General features: G+C 40.8%; 17 protein-coding genes, 1 tRNA gene and 2 pseudogenes. 13 read left to right on the forward strand and 7 right to left on the reverse strand.

What is annotated here, in order from left to right; all coding sequences use genetic code 11:
• The 4 genes and pseudogenes from A3GS_RS11765 to recX form a co-directional block, all read right to left on the reverse strand.
• A pseudogene (locus A3GS_RS11765) lies at positions 1–254 on the reverse strand (transposase); the annotation flags it as partial.
• A gap of 272 nt (positions 255–526) precedes the next feature.
• The gene (locus A3GS_RS0109015; RefSeq protein WP_026216345.1) at positions 527–838 is read right to left on the reverse strand and encodes a DUF960 domain-containing protein; all 312 of its coding nucleotides are present in this window, start codon (positions 836–838) and stop codon (positions 527–529) included.
• An 82-nt stretch (positions 839–920) separates the two neighbouring features.
• On the reverse strand, positions 921–1,454 hold the full coding sequence (gene ntdP, locus A3GS_RS0109020) for a nucleoside tri-diphosphate phosphatase (RefSeq protein WP_018365076.1): 534 nt from the start codon (positions 1,452–1,454) through the stop codon (positions 921–923).
• Positions 1,455–1,538: 84 nt separating this feature from the next.
• A complete protein-coding gene (recX, locus tag A3GS_RS0109025; RefSeq protein WP_018365077.1) occupies positions 1,539–2,315 on the reverse strand; it encodes a recombination regulator RecX in 777 nt (258 codons plus the stop codon).
• Positions 2,316–2,388: 73 nt separating this feature from the next.
• Here recX and A3GS_RS0109030 point away from each other — a divergent pair, with 73 nt between their 5' ends.
• Entirely contained in the window at positions 2,389–3,201 is an 813-nt protein-coding gene (locus A3GS_RS0109030; RefSeq protein WP_018365078.1) for a hypothetical protein, read from the forward strand.
• Positions 3,198–4,550 (forward strand): 23S rRNA (uracil(1939)-C(5))-methyltransferase RlmD, encoded by a 1,353-nt coding sequence (gene rlmD, locus A3GS_RS0109035; RefSeq protein ID WP_018365079.1) that lies wholly within the window; start codon positions 3,198–3,200, stop codon positions 4,548–4,550. Before A3GS_RS0109030 ends, rlmD begins: the two co-directional genes overlap by 4 nt.
• Positions 4,551–4,683: 133 nt before the next feature.
• Here the strand turns inward: rlmD and A3GS_RS0109040 are convergent, their stop codons facing one another.
• Positions 4,684–5,568, reverse strand: a complete 885-nt coding sequence (locus A3GS_RS0109040) for an AraC family transcriptional regulator (RefSeq protein ID WP_026216346.1) — start codon at positions 5,566–5,568, stop codon at positions 4,684–4,686.
• Positions 5,569–5,738: 170 nt separating this feature from the next.
• Positions 5,739–6,950, reverse strand: a complete 1,212-nt coding sequence (locus tag A3GS_RS0109045) for an L-lactate MFS transporter (protein ID WP_018365081.1) — start codon at positions 6,948–6,950, stop codon at positions 5,739–5,741.
• A 238-nt stretch (positions 6,951–7,188) separates the two neighbouring features.
• On the opposite strand from A3GS_RS0109045, the gene A3GS_RS0109050 reads away from it, so the two are divergent.
• The 3 genes and pseudogenes from A3GS_RS0109050 (at position 7,189) to A3GS_RS12465 (ending at position 10,974) form a co-directional block, all read left to right on the forward strand.
• Positions 7,189–7,788, forward strand: coding sequence for an NADPH-dependent FMN reductase (locus A3GS_RS0109050; RefSeq protein WP_018365082.1), 600 nt, complete (start codon positions 7,189–7,191; stop codon positions 7,786–7,788).
• A gap of 14 nt (positions 7,789–7,802) precedes the next feature.
• Positions 7,803–10,214: a flavocytochrome c gene (locus tag A3GS_RS0109055; RefSeq protein WP_018365083.1), complete on the forward strand. Its 2,412-nt coding sequence runs from the start codon at positions 7,803–7,805 to the stop codon at positions 10,212–10,214.
• A 314-nt stretch (positions 10,215–10,528) separates the two neighbouring features.
• Positions 10,529–10,974, forward strand: a pseudogene (locus A3GS_RS12465) (HIT family protein).
• Positions 10,975–11,221: 247 nt separating this feature from the next.
• Here the strand turns inward: A3GS_RS12465 and A3GS_RS0109075 are convergent.
• Positions 11,222–11,292 (reverse strand) — tRNA-Thr (locus tag A3GS_RS0109075).
• Between the two features lie 170 nt (positions 11,293–11,462).
• Between A3GS_RS0109075 and A3GS_RS12780 the strand changes: the two genes are divergently transcribed.
• From A3GS_RS12780 to A3GS_RS0109110, 8 genes are all read left to right on the forward strand, one after another.
• Positions 11,463–11,600 carry a hypothetical protein gene (locus A3GS_RS12780; RefSeq protein WP_018365087.1) on the forward strand — a complete coding sequence of 46 codons (138 nt, stop codon included), beginning with the start codon at positions 11,463–11,465 and terminating at the stop codon, positions 11,598–11,600.
• Positions 11,601–11,615: 15 nt separating this feature from the next.
• Entirely contained in the window at positions 11,616–11,759 is a 144-nt protein-coding gene (locus A3GS_RS12785) for a hypothetical protein (RefSeq protein ID WP_018365088.1), read from the forward strand.
• 74 nt (positions 11,760–11,833) lie between these two features.
• Positions 11,834–12,088 (forward strand): DUF1912 family protein, encoded by a 255-nt coding sequence (locus tag A3GS_RS0109090; RefSeq protein WP_018365089.1) that lies wholly within the window; start codon positions 11,834–11,836, stop codon positions 12,086–12,088.
• Positions 12,089–12,105: 17 nt separating this feature from the next.
• Positions 12,106–12,432 (forward strand): helix-hairpin-helix domain-containing protein, encoded by a 327-nt coding sequence (locus tag A3GS_RS0109095; RefSeq protein WP_018365090.1) that lies wholly within the window; start codon positions 12,106–12,108, stop codon positions 12,430–12,432.
• Between the two features lie 552 nt (positions 12,433–12,984).
• A complete protein-coding gene (locus A3GS_RS13190) occupies positions 12,985–13,257 on the forward strand; it encodes a GNAT family N-acetyltransferase (protein ID WP_018365091.1) in 273 nt (90 codons plus the stop codon).
• Positions 13,258–13,261: 4 nt separating this feature from the next.
• The gene (locus A3GS_RS13195) at positions 13,262–13,546 is read left to right on the forward strand and encodes a GNAT family N-acetyltransferase (RefSeq protein WP_018365092.1); all 285 of its coding nucleotides are present in this window, start codon (positions 13,262–13,264) and stop codon (positions 13,544–13,546) included.
• The gene (locus tag A3GS_RS0109105; RefSeq protein ID WP_018365093.1) at positions 13,524–14,099 is read left to right on the forward strand and encodes a GNAT family N-acetyltransferase; all 576 of its coding nucleotides are present in this window, start codon (positions 13,524–13,526) and stop codon (positions 14,097–14,099) included. The genes A3GS_RS13195 and A3GS_RS0109105 overlap by 23 nt, the downstream gene beginning before the upstream one ends.
• Positions 14,099–14,659, forward strand: coding sequence for a shikimate kinase (locus A3GS_RS0109110; protein ID WP_018365094.1), 561 nt, complete (start codon positions 14,099–14,101; stop codon positions 14,657–14,659). The genes A3GS_RS0109105 and A3GS_RS0109110 overlap by 1 nt, the downstream gene beginning before the upstream one ends.
• Positions 14,660–14,763: the final 104 nt, after the last annotated feature.

Genomic DNA, 14,763 nt, shown 5'->3' on the forward strand with positions numbered 1-14,763 from the left:
CTTTAGGATGTCTAATTGCATTTCGAGTTCTTTATTTCGTTTTCTGAGTTCTATCAACTCACGCTGTTCATCGGTCAGATGAACAACAGTTTTAAAGGAACCAGTTGTTCTTGCTTGTTTAACCCACTTGTCAAAGCTAGACGGGGTCAAGTCATACTCTTTGATAATCTCGCTTCGCTTCATACCTGTATTGTGTAGGTCAACAAGAGTTGTTTAAACTCATCTGTGAAATGACGGCGAATTTTTCTAGACATATCTGTTCTCCTCTTTTCTTTAGTGTAGAACACTTTATAGATTCTGTCTAGTTTAGTGTAACCGATTCACATTGCAACTGGGATTATCAGCTGATGAGCTATTTTGGGGTTACGAATTGTGTGATTGACGGTTCTTCTTAACGAAAAAGGTCTTTACTAGGAGTTACTTTGGTGTTTAAATCGTGTACAATATGAAAATTAGTTGCATACGAGAGCTTTACAATTGAAAATTTATGAAAAATAAAACGCCGCTTTCTTTATTGAAAATGGGGCTAGTCAAACTCATAGGGAAGCATAATTGTCTCTATGCCGTGATTGTCAACGATATTGATAATCTCTGGAAAAAATGGGTCAAATGGAACATTGTAGTCAAAGACGATGAGAATATTTCTTTTGTGATCATGATATTCAAAAGAAAGTTTATTATTCTTTTGGGTAAGTCGAAAAAGTAAGATGTTGTCTAGTGGAACAACGTCTTTGAGATAGTTATCAAGAAGGTCCCAGAAGGTATCTATAATATCATGGGGAAGACTTGTTGCAATACCGAAGCTAGCATAACGTTCTTTTGTATTTTTAAATGCCATAGTATCTCCTTTCTTGATGAAGCTTATGATTATTTGACTAATAAAAACAGGAGTCAGGGTCATCTCCCAGCTCCTTGCAACTTTAACGATTCTTCAGTTCAAGATAACGTTTGTACCAAATGTCTATGTAGGCCTGTGAAAATGGTCCTTTTTTGTTGTTGATCCAATCAACGAGGATCTTGACATTTTCTTTTAAAATGAAATCAATGTCTGGAGAATAACCCATTTCTTGCTTATGTAACTCATACTCGTCCACGTCTAAGAGTCTCTTTTCACCATCAGCAAACACTTTGACATCAAGGTCATAGTCGATATACTTCAGAGCCTCTTCATCTATGATTTGTGGGCTGGCAAGATTGCAGTAATAAGAAACGCCATTATCTCTAATCATTGCAATGATATTAAACCAGTATTTTTTATGGAAATAAACAATAGCTGGTTCACGAGTTACCCAACGTCGCCCATCACTCTCAGTGACGAGGGTATGATCATTCACGCCAATAACAGCATTTTCAGTTGTTTTTAGTACCATAGTGTCGCGCCAAGTACGGTGCAAACTACCATCATGCTTATAACTTTGAATTGTAATAAAGTCGCCTTCTTTAGGTAATTTCATGCCTTACCAACTTTCTACAATTAAACTTATCTGTTATAGTTTAGCATAATTTTCTGAAAAAATCACTTCCAAAGTAATATTATCTTATAAATATTCTCTTAAAGCGCTTTTAATATCATCAAATCCGAACCCTTTTCGGGACAGAGCTTGTATCAATCGTTGTTTGAGTTCATAATCTTGGTATTTGCGGCTGTATTTAGGATAAAGTTTATCAAGCTCTTTGTAAATAAGTTCCTGTTCATTTTCCTCTTCACTTATGATATCTAACTGTTGGTAAGTCTCTTTTGCGGTCTGATAATCGAATCCCTTATTGGTTAATCGTTGAATTATTTTATCACGCAGAGCTTTCTGGGGGAGTTTGGTTTGATATTGGCGTAATAGTTTTTGGCTAAGTTTTTCCAAGAGTTCCGAAAAATCAAGTTTTGCCAGCTCTTCAGAGATGACTTGGGGGTCAATTCCTTTTTCTTTGAGCTTTTGTTGCAAAACGTAAGGTCCCTTATCTCCTGTTCCAAGGTTTTGTTGGAGGAGAGTTTCAGTGTATTTGCGGTCATTAAGCCAATTTTCTTTTTCTAGGCTGGTCAAAATTTGTGGAATGATAATCTTATCAATCTCGTGTTTGATAAGATAATCTCTGACTTCTTTTTTGCTGCGTTGTTTAAAGGAAAGATAGTGGAGCGCTAGGTTTTTTCCATAGGAAAATTGAGCATAGGACTTGATTTCTTCAAGCTCCTGCTGATTGACTTCTTTGTTCTTGCTTAACATAAAATGAACAATAGTGTCTTCAGTAATGTAAAGTTTTTCATTTCCATCTAATTCAAGCAGGTAAAGGCGTTTTTTCTTTTCAATTTTAGTGATTTTCATAGTTTTTATTATATCAAAAATGGTAGAATAGAGGTATTACTTCCTATTTAGATATTTAGAAAAGAGGTGTAAAATGAAAGATTTCGATAAAGATGAAAGAGATAAAATTGTTGATTTTAATCGTTATCGTGAGGATAATAGGCTGAACGATGAGTGGCTAGATTACGATGACGATGATGAAGAGGACTTTTCTGACTATCTGGAACGCCAATTGGAAATATTGGCTAAGAAGTTTCAAGGATGGCATCGTCCGTCCGATCTAACTTATGCTATGTATCGCAGTTTGGCTGATAACGAGAAAAAATTTAAAGGTGATGTAGTCGTTGATTACCAAGTTGAAATTTTGCGTGAACGTGATAGCAGCTTTTTGCATGGAAAATTCTCAATTGCTAAGGTTGCCAAGAAGAATGGCCTCTATGGGCCCGCAATAGATCAGTTTCTAGAAATTTATCGCATGGATAAGTCTGATTATTTGGCTAGTCGCCGTGAGTTGATGGCTCTCTATGCCTTGAGTTATCGTTATGAGGAGGCTAAAAATCTCTACCTGTCCAAGACAGACTATGCGGATGATATTTATTTTTTGCTGCCACTTTTTATGCTAACTTTGTTGGCTGATAATTTGGATGAGGCCAATCAGTATCTGGAGCAGCTTGATCAGAATTGCCCTGATTGGGTTAATTTTTATAGAGATGAAGCCTTTCCTTTAGCAGACGTCATGAAGGTCAGTGATATGGACGACATGTTTGACGAAGAAGACTGGGAGGTTAAACCCTCTGATCTTTACCTTGCTTTCGGTAAGATGATGCCTCTGGTCTTTAGTGCCCATGCTTATATTCACTCCTACCTCAAACACTATTATGAAGAAAAGGATAATCATTCAAAATGACGATTGTAGTGAAACAAAGAATTCCTCTGAAAATCAAGCGCATGGGAATCAACGGTGAGGGGATTGGCTTTTACAAAAAGCAGCTGGTCTTTGTACCTGGTGCCCTCAAAGGTGAGGAAGTTTTTTGCCAAGTAACCAAGGTTGAGCGAAATTTTGCTGAGGCAAGACTACTCAAGGTCAATAAGGCATCTAAATTTCGAGTGAATCCCAGGTGTCCCATCTACGAAGAATGTGGTGGCTGTCAAATCATGCATTTGCGCTATGACAAGCAATTGGAGTTCAAGGCGGATCTGCTTAAACAAGCTTTAAAAAAATTCCAACCGCAGGGCTTTGAAAAGTATGATATTCGTCCGACGATCGGAATGGAAAAACCTGAGCATTATCGTGCCAAGCTGCAATTTCAAACTCGTCTTTTTAAGAATCAAGTTAAGGCGGGACTTTATGCAGAAGGCTCCCATCACTTGGTTCAATTGGATAATTGTCTGGTTCAAGACCAAGTGACTCAGGCCATCGTCAATGATGTCGCACAGCTTTTACAAAAATACAATCTACCCATCTATAATGAGCGTCAAATTGCTGGTGTGCGGACAGTTATGGTTCGTAGGGGTCAGGCAAGCGGTCAAGTTCAGCTGATTCTGGTCACTAGCAAGTCTTTGGATTTTTCAAGGTTGATTGAGGAGCTGACCGATAAATATCCTGCTATCAGGACTGTGGCTGTTAATCTTAATAAGAGCAAGTCCAGTGAAATTTATGGTGAGGAGACTCGAATCGTCTGGGGTCAAGAAAGCATCAGCGAGGAGGTCTTGGATTATCATTTTGCCTTGTCACCACGGGCTTTTTACCAGCTCAATCCTGAGCAGACTCAACAGCTTTACAGTCAGGCGGTACAGGCTTTGGATGTCAATGAAAGCGATAATCTCATTGATGCCTACTGTGGTGTTGGAACGATTGGTTTTGCTTTTGCGGATAAGGTCAAGAGCGTGCGCGGTATGGATATTATTCCTCAGGCCATTGCAGATGCTAAGAAAAATGCCAAGGCTCTCGGCTTTGACAATACGTATTATGAAGCTGGTAAAGCTGAGGATATTATTCCGAGATGGTACCGAGAAGGCTACCGTGCTAATGCTTTGATTGTTGATCCGCCTCGAACAGGTTTAGATAACAAACTACTAGCAACTATTTTGAAATATCAGCCTGAGAAGATGGTTTATGTCTCCTGCAATGTTTCCACATTGGCTCGTGATCTTGTAAAACTAGTTAAAGTCTATGATGTCAAATATATCCAAAGTGTTGACATGTTTCCCCATACAGCAAGGACAGAGGCGGTTGTGAAATTAGTGAGGAAATAAGAAAAAATCAAGTTTCATAGTGAGACTTGTTTTTTCTTGTCTTCTTTTACTTAGAGATTTTGTTGAGGGGTTGCACGTTTTGCGTAGACCAAATGATCATTTTTACAAATCTACTAGCCAGCGGCAGCTATTTTTAAGAATGATTAGTCTTGTTAAACTGATTTCGATACTGTTTAGGGGTTAGTTGATAGTTCTTCTTGAATTGGCGATTGAAATTTGACAGGTTAGAGAAGCCAACTTGGCTGGCAATTGTTTGGATAGGAAGGGGACTCCGCACTAGTAGCTCACAGGCCTTATTAAGCCGAACCTGTAGTAAAAATTCTAGACAGCTACTGCCAGTGTGTTGCTTAAAAATGGTCATAAAATGGGTTCGGCTGTATCCAAAATAGTCCGCTAAGAATGGGATGGTCAGGTTTTCAGCGTAGTGTGTGTTGATATAATCGATGAGTCTCTTGAGTTTCTGATATTTTTGATAGGTATCGTCAGTATAGTGCCGATTGACATAGCGAAACTTGAAGAGTAGGTAGAGAAATTCATGTAATTTTGATTTGAGCATCATGTCATAATAGAGTTTCTCCTCCTTAACGAGATCAAAAATCTCAAAGAGGCAGGTCTTGATTTTGTCATAACCTGGCATATCTACTTGAATGCGATTTGTCAGCTGAAAATGCCCATTGTGAATCGGTTGGAGGTAGCGCTGACTATAACTATCAATAGTCGAACGCCCCAGATTGTCCAGATGAATGCTGAAGGTATCGGTCACCTGCTCCTTGTCTGCGATAGGGTGGATGGAGTGCATATTTGACGGCTGAACCAAAATAATGTCTCCAGCTTGGCTATTAAAATAATCGTAATTGATATGATAGCGGGCCGTTCCCTGATGGACATAGATGATTTCAAATTCAGGGTGCCAGTGGTACATGATATCGGGGTAGCCGTGCTCAATTCGAATATGATAAAAGTCGTAGGGAAAACCAGAGGGATCCTTGCGTATGGGTTGAGGTATTTTATTTGTCATTTTATTTCTGCCAGATTTTGTGAAAACAAGCTGAACTAGTCTGAAGGTCACTTGTTCCCTTTATTTTTTCATTTTTCTCGTTCTTCCATTATAGCACAGCGAATTTTGAAATGGATCCAAAAAAAGTTTGAAGTTATTTTCAAACTTTTTTAGCTTACAGATAAATCCCTTTAGGCAGATTTTTTCTTGGTTATTTTCATGTAGAGAGCGTTTAGTGCTAGTCCAACAAGAGCCAAGACGATGGCTACATAGAAAGCGTTAGAGTAGTTGCCCTTGTTAGTGGCAGCCATTTGCACAGCCACTTTTGGTGCAAAGAAGGCAGCCAATGAATAGCCAGTAAAGACGATACCATAGTTGACACCTTGATTAGTAGAACCATAATTTTCCATAACGATGGAAGGGAAGACGCCCATAACACCACCAAAGCAGATTCCCAGTCCAATAATACCCGCTGCAAAGCCGAATTGTCCTGGAACAAGGGTCAAAACAAGTAGAGCAGCAGCAACAACAGCGTAGATGACCATGACTGTCTTGCTACGACCGATTTTATCAGATACTGTTCCCCAGATAAAACGACCGCTAGAATTAGCGATGGAGTAAAGGCTGACGTATAGGGCAGCCGTTCCAGCAGACAATCCGAACATGGATTGGCCAATTGGAGAGGCTTGAGAAGCAATCATAAGTCCAGAGAAAGCACCAATGAAAAACATGGAAATGATAACATAGAAAGTTGGTGTTTTGAGCATGTCTGTCCAAGTTTTATTAACAGCACCTTTAATAGTCTGAGCTGGTGGATTCCAACCTTCTGGTTTAAAGCCAGCAGGAGCAGGTTTAATGAAGTAGCTTGCCACAAGAGCAATGACAATGTAGACTAAGCCAATGACACGAAAGGCAAATTTAGCATCGTGTGATTGAATGAGGCTGCTAGCAATAGGGGAAGCAATAACAGCAGCGAAGCCCATTCCTCCAGTCAAAATACCAGAAGCCAGACCACGCTTGTCTGGGAAGAGCCGAAGGGTGTTACTTAATGCACCAGAATAAGCAAATCCTTGTCCAAGCCCAGCCATGAGACCGTAAGTGAGGTAAAGCATAGCGGGACTAGTCACAAAACCAGTTAGGAAGAAACCTGTAGCAAATAACAGAGCACCGATGGCAATGGTCCATTTGACGTAACCTTTATCAACTAGGTAACCGCCAAGTATCATAGGAATTGGACCAATGGCTGAGTTAATGGTGAAGGCCATCATGATGTCTGACATGCTCCAGCCAGTCTGACCACTAAGCGGGCCAGCAAAAACGCTGAAGGCATAGACTGCTCCTGTACAGAGTAGGATGGCAGTTGAGGCGGCAATGACTTGCCAACGATTGAGTTTATTTTTCATTAGGAAAGCTCCTTTCTTGTGAGAGTTTGTTTGCTAATTCACATGCATAATAACAGAATAAAATCCCCTTGTCAACGCTTTCAAAAATAAAAGTGAATAAAACCATGAATTTTTGTTGAAAATGATACAATTGTTCGAAAAAATGATATAATTGTCCTGATATCTGAGAGATAGCGTTTACAAAAACAGGTAAAGTAGTATAATCATACTAAAAAAACAATGTGAAAGAGGTAACATAATGAAATTAGTTGCTATTGTTGGAACCAATTCTGACCGTTCAACCAATCGTAAGTTGCTCAAGTTCATGGCTAAGCATTTTGCGGACAAGGCTGACATTGAAATCTTGGAAATCAAGGATTTGCCAGCCTTCAATGAGCCTGAGGACAAGAAAGCCCCTGCTGTGGTGGCCGCTTTTTCTGAAAAAATTGCTGGCGCTGACGGTGTTATCATTTCGACACCTGAGTATGATCATACAATTCCAGCTCCTTTGGCTAGCGCCTTGGAATGGATTGCCTACACCAGCCGCGTTTTGATTAATAAGCCAACCATGATTGTGGGATGCTCTCTAGGTGCTCTGGGAACGTCACGTGCCCAAGCACACTTGCGTCAAATCTTGGATGCTCCAGAGCTGAAAGCACGTGTCATGCCTGGAAGCGAGTTCTTCCTAGGGCATTCTGAACAAGTACTGGATGATGATTTCAATCTTAATAATGGGGAAAAAGTAGCAGAGTTGGAAGAGCACTTTGCTGAATTTCAAGAATTTGTTACCATTACTAATAAAATCGTCAAACAAGCAGACACCGACCGCAAGCTTAAATTTGCTTGGGATGCCGAATAATGGAGGGAGTCATTATGAAACTAGTTGCTATTGTCGGAACCAATGCTAAAAAATCTTATAACCGTATGTTGCTTGAATTCATGAAGGATCACTTTGCCAAGAAGGCTGACATTGAGATTCTGGAAATTAAAGATGTGCCAATGTTCAATGAAACAGATGACCAGACAGATTCAGCGGTTATTCAAAACTTTAATAATAAGATTACTGAAGCTGATGGGGTTATCATTGCGACGCCTGAGCACAACCATACCATCCCATCAAGTCTCAATAGTCTCTTAGAATGGCTATCTTTCAACGTGCACCCACTGGCTGGCAAGCCAACCATGATTGTCGGAGCTTCCTATGATGTGCAAGGATCATCGCGTGCTCAACTCCACTTGCGCCAGATTCTTGATGCTCCAGGTGTTAATGCGACGGTTATGCCAGGCAGCGAATTCCTATTAGGCCGTGCTCATCAAGCCTTTGATGAAAATGGTGATATCAAAAACGAAGGAACGGTTGATTTCTTAGACTCTTGTTTCTTCCGCTTTTTGCGCTTTGCAGAAATTGCCAATAAACTCAATGAACCAGAAGAAGTTCATTTTGAACCAGGTACCTACCAAGTAACAACTCAGGGTCACAACGGCAAATTGCCAATGTCTGTCACCTTGTCTGAAGAACGCATTGAAAAAATTGATATTGATTCCTCTGGTGAAACCTCAGGTATCTCAGATATCGTCTTCACTCGTGTGCCAAATGAAATTATTGAAGGGCAAACCCTCAATGTGGATGCTGTATCAGGTGCTTCAGTAACTTCCAATGGTGTCTTGGATGGTGTGGCGCGTGCGGTTAAATTGGCTGGTGCCAATCCAGATGCCCTTCGTAAGCGTCCAAAGGCACCATCTGCATTGGATAAGGAGGACAAGACATATGAAACGGATGTCGTTGTTGTTGGTGGTGGAGGTGCTGGTCTGGCAGCAGCTGCAACTGTTCTCCAGGCTGGTAAGAAAGTCATTGTTGTTGAAAAATTCCCAGCTTTGGGCGGAAATACGGTCCGCGCTGGTGGACCTATCAACGCACCTTGGCCAGAATGGCAAAATACCTTTGCTGCTAATCCTGGTGAAGCTCATAACTTACAAGAATTGCATGACACAGATGAGGCCAGCATTGATCCAGAATACTTGGAAGACTTTCGTGCCTTGAAGTTGGAACTGGAAGAATATCTCACAAATCCAAACTTCCTCTTTGACTCTAAACTCCTCTACCGCATTCAAACCTACATTGGTGGTAAACGCAAAGACTTGCAAGGCAATGAAATTCATGGTAATTATGACTTGGTTAAAATCCTGACTGAGCGAGCCTTAGAGTCGGTCAAATGGCTGGAGTCTGTTGGTGTTGAATTTGATCGCAAGGAAGTGACCATGCCAGTTGGTGCCCTCTGGCGCCGTGGTCATAAACCAAAAATACCGATGGGCTACGCCTTTATCTCTGTCTTAGATAAATACGTTCGTGAGAATGGTGGAACAATCTTAACCGACACACCTGTTAAGGAACTTATTGTTGAAAATGGTGTCGTTCGTGGTGTTCGAGGAACTGGTCGTAATGGTCAAACCATCACAGTCAAAGCAAAGGCTGTTGTTCTAGCGTCAGGTGGTTTTGGTGCCAATACCAAAATGTTGCAAAAATACAACACTTATTGGACTAAAATTGATGATGACATTAAGACCTCTAATTCACCAGCCATCACTGGTGACGGTATTATACTTGGTCAATCCGTCGGTGCTGACCTTGTCGGTATGGGCTTCAGCCAAATGATGCCGGTGTCTGACCCTAACACGGGAGCTCTCTTCTCAGGTCTGCAAGTACCACCAGCTAACTTCATCATGGTTAATAAAGAAGGGAAACGTTTCGTTGACGAATACGGAAGCCGTGATAAATTGTCACAAGCAGCCATTGACAATGGTGGTCTTTTCTACCTTATCGCTGATGACAATATCAAGGCGACAGCTTACAATACCAGCCAAGAAAAAATTGATGCGCAAGTAGCTGCTGGAACCCTTTACCGAGATGATACTCTAGAAGGCTTAGCCAAACAAATAGGCGTGGATCCAGAAATCTTTGTGACCACTATTAAGAATTATAATTCTTACGTTGATGCGGGCTACGATCCTGAATTTGACAAGGGTGGCTTTGACCTTAAATGTGAGAAAGCCCCATTCTACGCGACCCCTCGTAAACCAGCGGTTCACCATACTATGGGCGGTCTTAAGATTGACACGACTACCCATGTTATCAATGAAGCTGGTCAACGCATTTCAGGTCTCTATGCAGCAGGTGAAGTGGCAGGTGGTCTTCATGCGGGTAACCGCCTAGGTGGTAACTCACTGACTGACATCTTCACCTTTGGTCGCATCGCAGGACAAACTGCAGTTGACGAATATTGTTAAATATTGAAAGCAAGGGAGACCTTGCTTTTAATATAGATAAAATTCCTTTTTAGACTTTCCTTAAGTGATAGCGGATGGTAGCGACATCCTGCAAAATTTAAAATCTTCCGCACACCTGAAGCTGCTCAGTTTCAGGTGGTTTTATCACAGCGGAAACTTCTTTGTTCAGAGTTCGCTACGCTTACCTAATATTGCAAATTTTTCATCAGGTTTGAGGTTTATTCATACAAAATATAGTTTATTTTCAGTCTGAAGCAAGTGGACTTTTTTTGCTGGATTTTGATAAGATGGAAAAGAATAAAGAGGGAGATATTATGTGTCTGATTTGTAAACGGATTGATATGATTAAGGTGGGAGAAAATCACTACGCTGTGTCGGAACTTGAAACAGGCTATGTTGTGCTTGGTGATCAGCAGCGTTTCTCAGGTTACACGCTCTTTTTGTGTAAGCATCATGTGACTGATTTGCATTTTTGGAAAAAGAAGCTGCGCGGTAAATATTTGAGCGAATGGCTGATGTTTTAGAAGCGGCAGCCGAGGCTTTTGATGCAGAGAAAATGAATGTGGAATCCTTGGGGAATGGCGATGCTCACCTGCTTTTTCATGGCTTTCCTAGTTGCGCCGGAGACTTGGGGAGTTATGGGCATAATGGGCATGGACCAGTTTGGTGCTTGCCCTTTGAAGAAAGGTATGCTGACGAGGTTAGACCCAGTGAAGAAGGGATACAAGTTATGGTTGGCAATATAAGAAAGGTTTTATAGACATGAAAATCTTATTGGTTGGTAGTTCTGGAGCTGGCAAGCCGACTTTTTCGCGTCAATTGAAGGCGCAACTAGGCTTGCCTGTTTTGCATTGGGATACTTTTTTGCAGAAGTAAAACCAAATAGCATTATTCGGGAAAGATACACTTCTTGGCTGGCTTCGTTTTGTTGTTTATTTCTATATTTTAATTTGATAAGTCCAATAAGACAACAAAAAAAGAGGTTGGAATTTCCATCCTCTCGATTTTGCCACCACCGAGAATCGAACTCGGAACGGAGCATTACCATTGCTCTATTATACCATTTAACTATAGCGGCGATTACTTATCTATATTACCATGAAAGTGACAATGTGGCAAGAGAAATATCGTGTTTTTATTTTAACTTAAAAAAGGGGGAGAGCTGCAGGCGATTGAGGCTATGGTAAAATTGAGTTAAATATTATTGAAAAAGGTATAATAGACAAAAAAACGAATGAGGAAATACAGATGACAGTTAGCGAATTATGGTTAAAACGGAATGCTTATCGGTTTTATGGCAAGCTTTATTGGTCTGGTACGCAGGACGAGCAGAAGCATTTAAATATCGTGTCGCATGGCATGGTTTCGCAGCAACTCATAAAATAATGAAATTATGCACAGATGGCCAATATGTCGGCTGAAGAGTTAGCTCGCTATGTCACCCGGTACAATGAAAATATCAAGGCGCTTTATGAAGACAACCTAGAGAAAATCGGCATCATTGACATGGCCAATCCATCAACCATCAGCTTTTGTGCTTCCTAAAAGGCTCTGCTATTTTTCAAAAGCCTTTGAAGTATGCTATAATGTTGAGGAAATAAAAAAGAGAAGAGGATACCATGTCTTACGAACAGGAATTTTTAAAGGACTTTGAAGCTTGGGTAGAAACGCAGATTATGGTCAATGAAGTGGCCTTAAAAGAGGCGCAAAAGATTATCGAAGAGGATAAAGATGAGCGCGCAGCAGATGCTTACATCCGCTATGAAAGCAAGTTGGATGCTTATCGTTTCTTACAAGGAAAATTTGCCAATTATCATGATGGCAAGGGATTCCATGACTTACCAGCCGGTCTATTTGGTGAGAGAAAATATTAAGAAAGAGGAGTTTTTTCGTGGCTAAAGTTAAAAATCGCAAGAAAGAATATAAACGTGCTCTTAAACGTCAAGGTCTAATCAAGACGACCTTGCCAACCAAGGAGACTAGTCCAGTAAAATCACCTGTGCAGAGTGTAGCTGTATTGAGTTTGGAGGAATTTTCAGCTCTTGGAGCTGTAGAAGGCATTAGAGCCAACCTAGTTGCAACACTTTACCAAGCCGGTATTCGATCTATGGCTGATTTTAAGCAGCAAACCGAAGACGACCTTCTTGCTCTCAAAGGCATTGGCCCAGCTACTGTCAAGAAACTTAAAGAAAATGGCGTCAGCTTGAAAGTGAGCTAAGCGCGCCCTGTCACGACACCACCTCATTTGGTCATTTAGTGGGGTGGTTGTCTTAGGCTAGCGCATCTCTGTAGTTTTCATTGACTAGCTTACTCTCCGGTGGGTGTCCATCATTTTGATAGCCTGTCACAGTTTGTTTAATGCCCGTCAAAACTTTTAATGACTCGTTGCCATTTTTTAGTACTTTTCAAAAACATTTGCTAGCCTCCTTCAACTTTTATGGACTGTTTTATGGATGATGATTAGCCTAAAGTAATGAAGTTGGTTTGCTTTCTGACTTGATTTTTGTTAAAATAAGGTCATTCAGAGGTGTTTTGAGTCCCATTTGTCACAGGAAGCGGCGTTACTGAGAAATCCGCACAAATGTCAAAGCTAGTTGCTGATGTCACAATCAAAGAAATGAGTAGCAGACGCCTGACGTCTGAAACAGTGGTGGTACCGCGGATAATCCATTCGTCCCTGTCTAGTGTGAGCTAGACAGGGATTTTTTAATAACTACTAGCGACGTAAGCTGATAGCTAATTTTGATTGCATAGGGTATTGGAGAAATTTATGAATGAATTTGTGAGCTTAGAAACTGAGCGCTTAGTTTTAAGACCAGTTCGTCTATCGGATGCGGAAGCCATGTATGATTATGGCCACCGACCAGAAGTAGCGCAATTGGCTGGTTTTCCAGTCAATCAGTCGGTTGAGGAATGTCGGAGTTTTATCCAGATGGATTTGGAGAAAGCAGGTGATGAGACCAGGCAGCGGATCTATGCTATTTGCCTAAAAGGACAAGACTGCTTGATGGGGACGGTAAATTTTCAAGAAAATTGCACCTGATATCTTGGAAATTGGCTATGTTCTTCATCCAGACTTGTGGGGACAAGGATTTATGCCAGAAGCGGTAGCAGCCTTAGTTGCCTTCGGCTTTCAAGAATTGGATTTGTGCAAGATTGAAATTGCGGTCTTTGATTACAACCATCAGAGCCGACGCGTGGCGGAGAAGCTAGGCTTTCAAATGGAAGCTAGACTTCGTGAGCGCCAAAAGGTGGGTGATGTCTATTATGACAAATTGATTTTTGGATTGTTGAGAAAGGAGTGGGGGGATGAACATACTGGAAACCTATAATGGTAAAGAGCTGCCAAAAGTTGAGACTGATCGTCTTGTTTTACGGCAACGGACGATAGATGATGTACCAGACATGTTTGACTACGTCAGCTTAGAAAATGTGGCTTATCCAGCTGGTCTGCCACCCATTGCAACTCTGGAAGACGAGTATGATTATTTTGAAAATCGTTACTACCAAAATCTTGAAAAAGCAAATCTGCCATCAGGCTATGGTATTACAGTCAAGGGGAGTGACCGCGTTATCGGCTCTTGCGATTTCAACCACCGTCACGAAGATGATGTCTTTGAGATTGGCTACATGCTCCACCCAGATTTTTGGGGTAGAGGATACATGACAGAGGCTGTCAGTGCTTTGATTGAAATTGGTTTTACCCTTCTCAACCTTCACAAAGTTGAAATTCGTTGCTATGGCTCAAACAAACAAAGCCAGCGCGTGGCCGAAAAACTAGGTTTTACTTTGGAAGCTCGTATCCGTGACCGCAAAGATACCCAAGGCAATCGCTGTGATGATTTGGCTTATGGGCTGTTGAAGAGTGAGTGGGAGGAGAGATGATGAATCTTGTTATTATTGGTGCACAGGCATCTGGCAAGATGACAATTGGTCAAGAAGTTGAAAAGATGACTGATATGACTTTGTTTCATAATCACGATAGCATTGATTTTGTCCGGCGTTTTATGGAATATGGACCAATCTCAACCGAGCTTATTCGAAAAATTAGAATGAATTTTTTTGAAGCATTTGCTCAAAGTAATAAACCTTTAATTTTTACAGTTGTGATTGACTTTGATGACTCAAATGATGTTGATTTTTTAAGACAAATTCAAGATGTTTTTCACACATTCGAGAGAAAGGTTTTATTTGTCGAACTTGAGACAGATTTGCAGGAGCGTTTGCGTCGCAATGGCACTGAAAATCGTTTGCAGCACAAGCCTTTGAAGCGAAATTTAGAATGGTCTGAGAAGGATATTCTTGATACTGCTAGTTTTGCGAATTTTAATCCCAAGCAAGCTCCAGAAAATCTACAGCATTATTGCAAAATTAACAACACCAACCTTTCTGCGCAAGAAACAGCTCAGCTGATTTTGGAAAAAATAAAGGAAGTAGCCAGTTAATATAAGCTGACTACTTCCTAGGAGATTTATGAAAAAGAAAAGTTTTAGGATTGGTTATAGTATATCGATTAATGCTTAAATGAAACTTAATATTCTTCGAAAAT

It is taken from the genome of Streptococcus caballi DSM 19004 (assembly GCF_000379985.1).
Classification (GTDB): domain Bacteria; phylum Bacillota; class Bacilli; order Lactobacillales; family Streptococcaceae; genus Streptococcus; species Streptococcus caballi.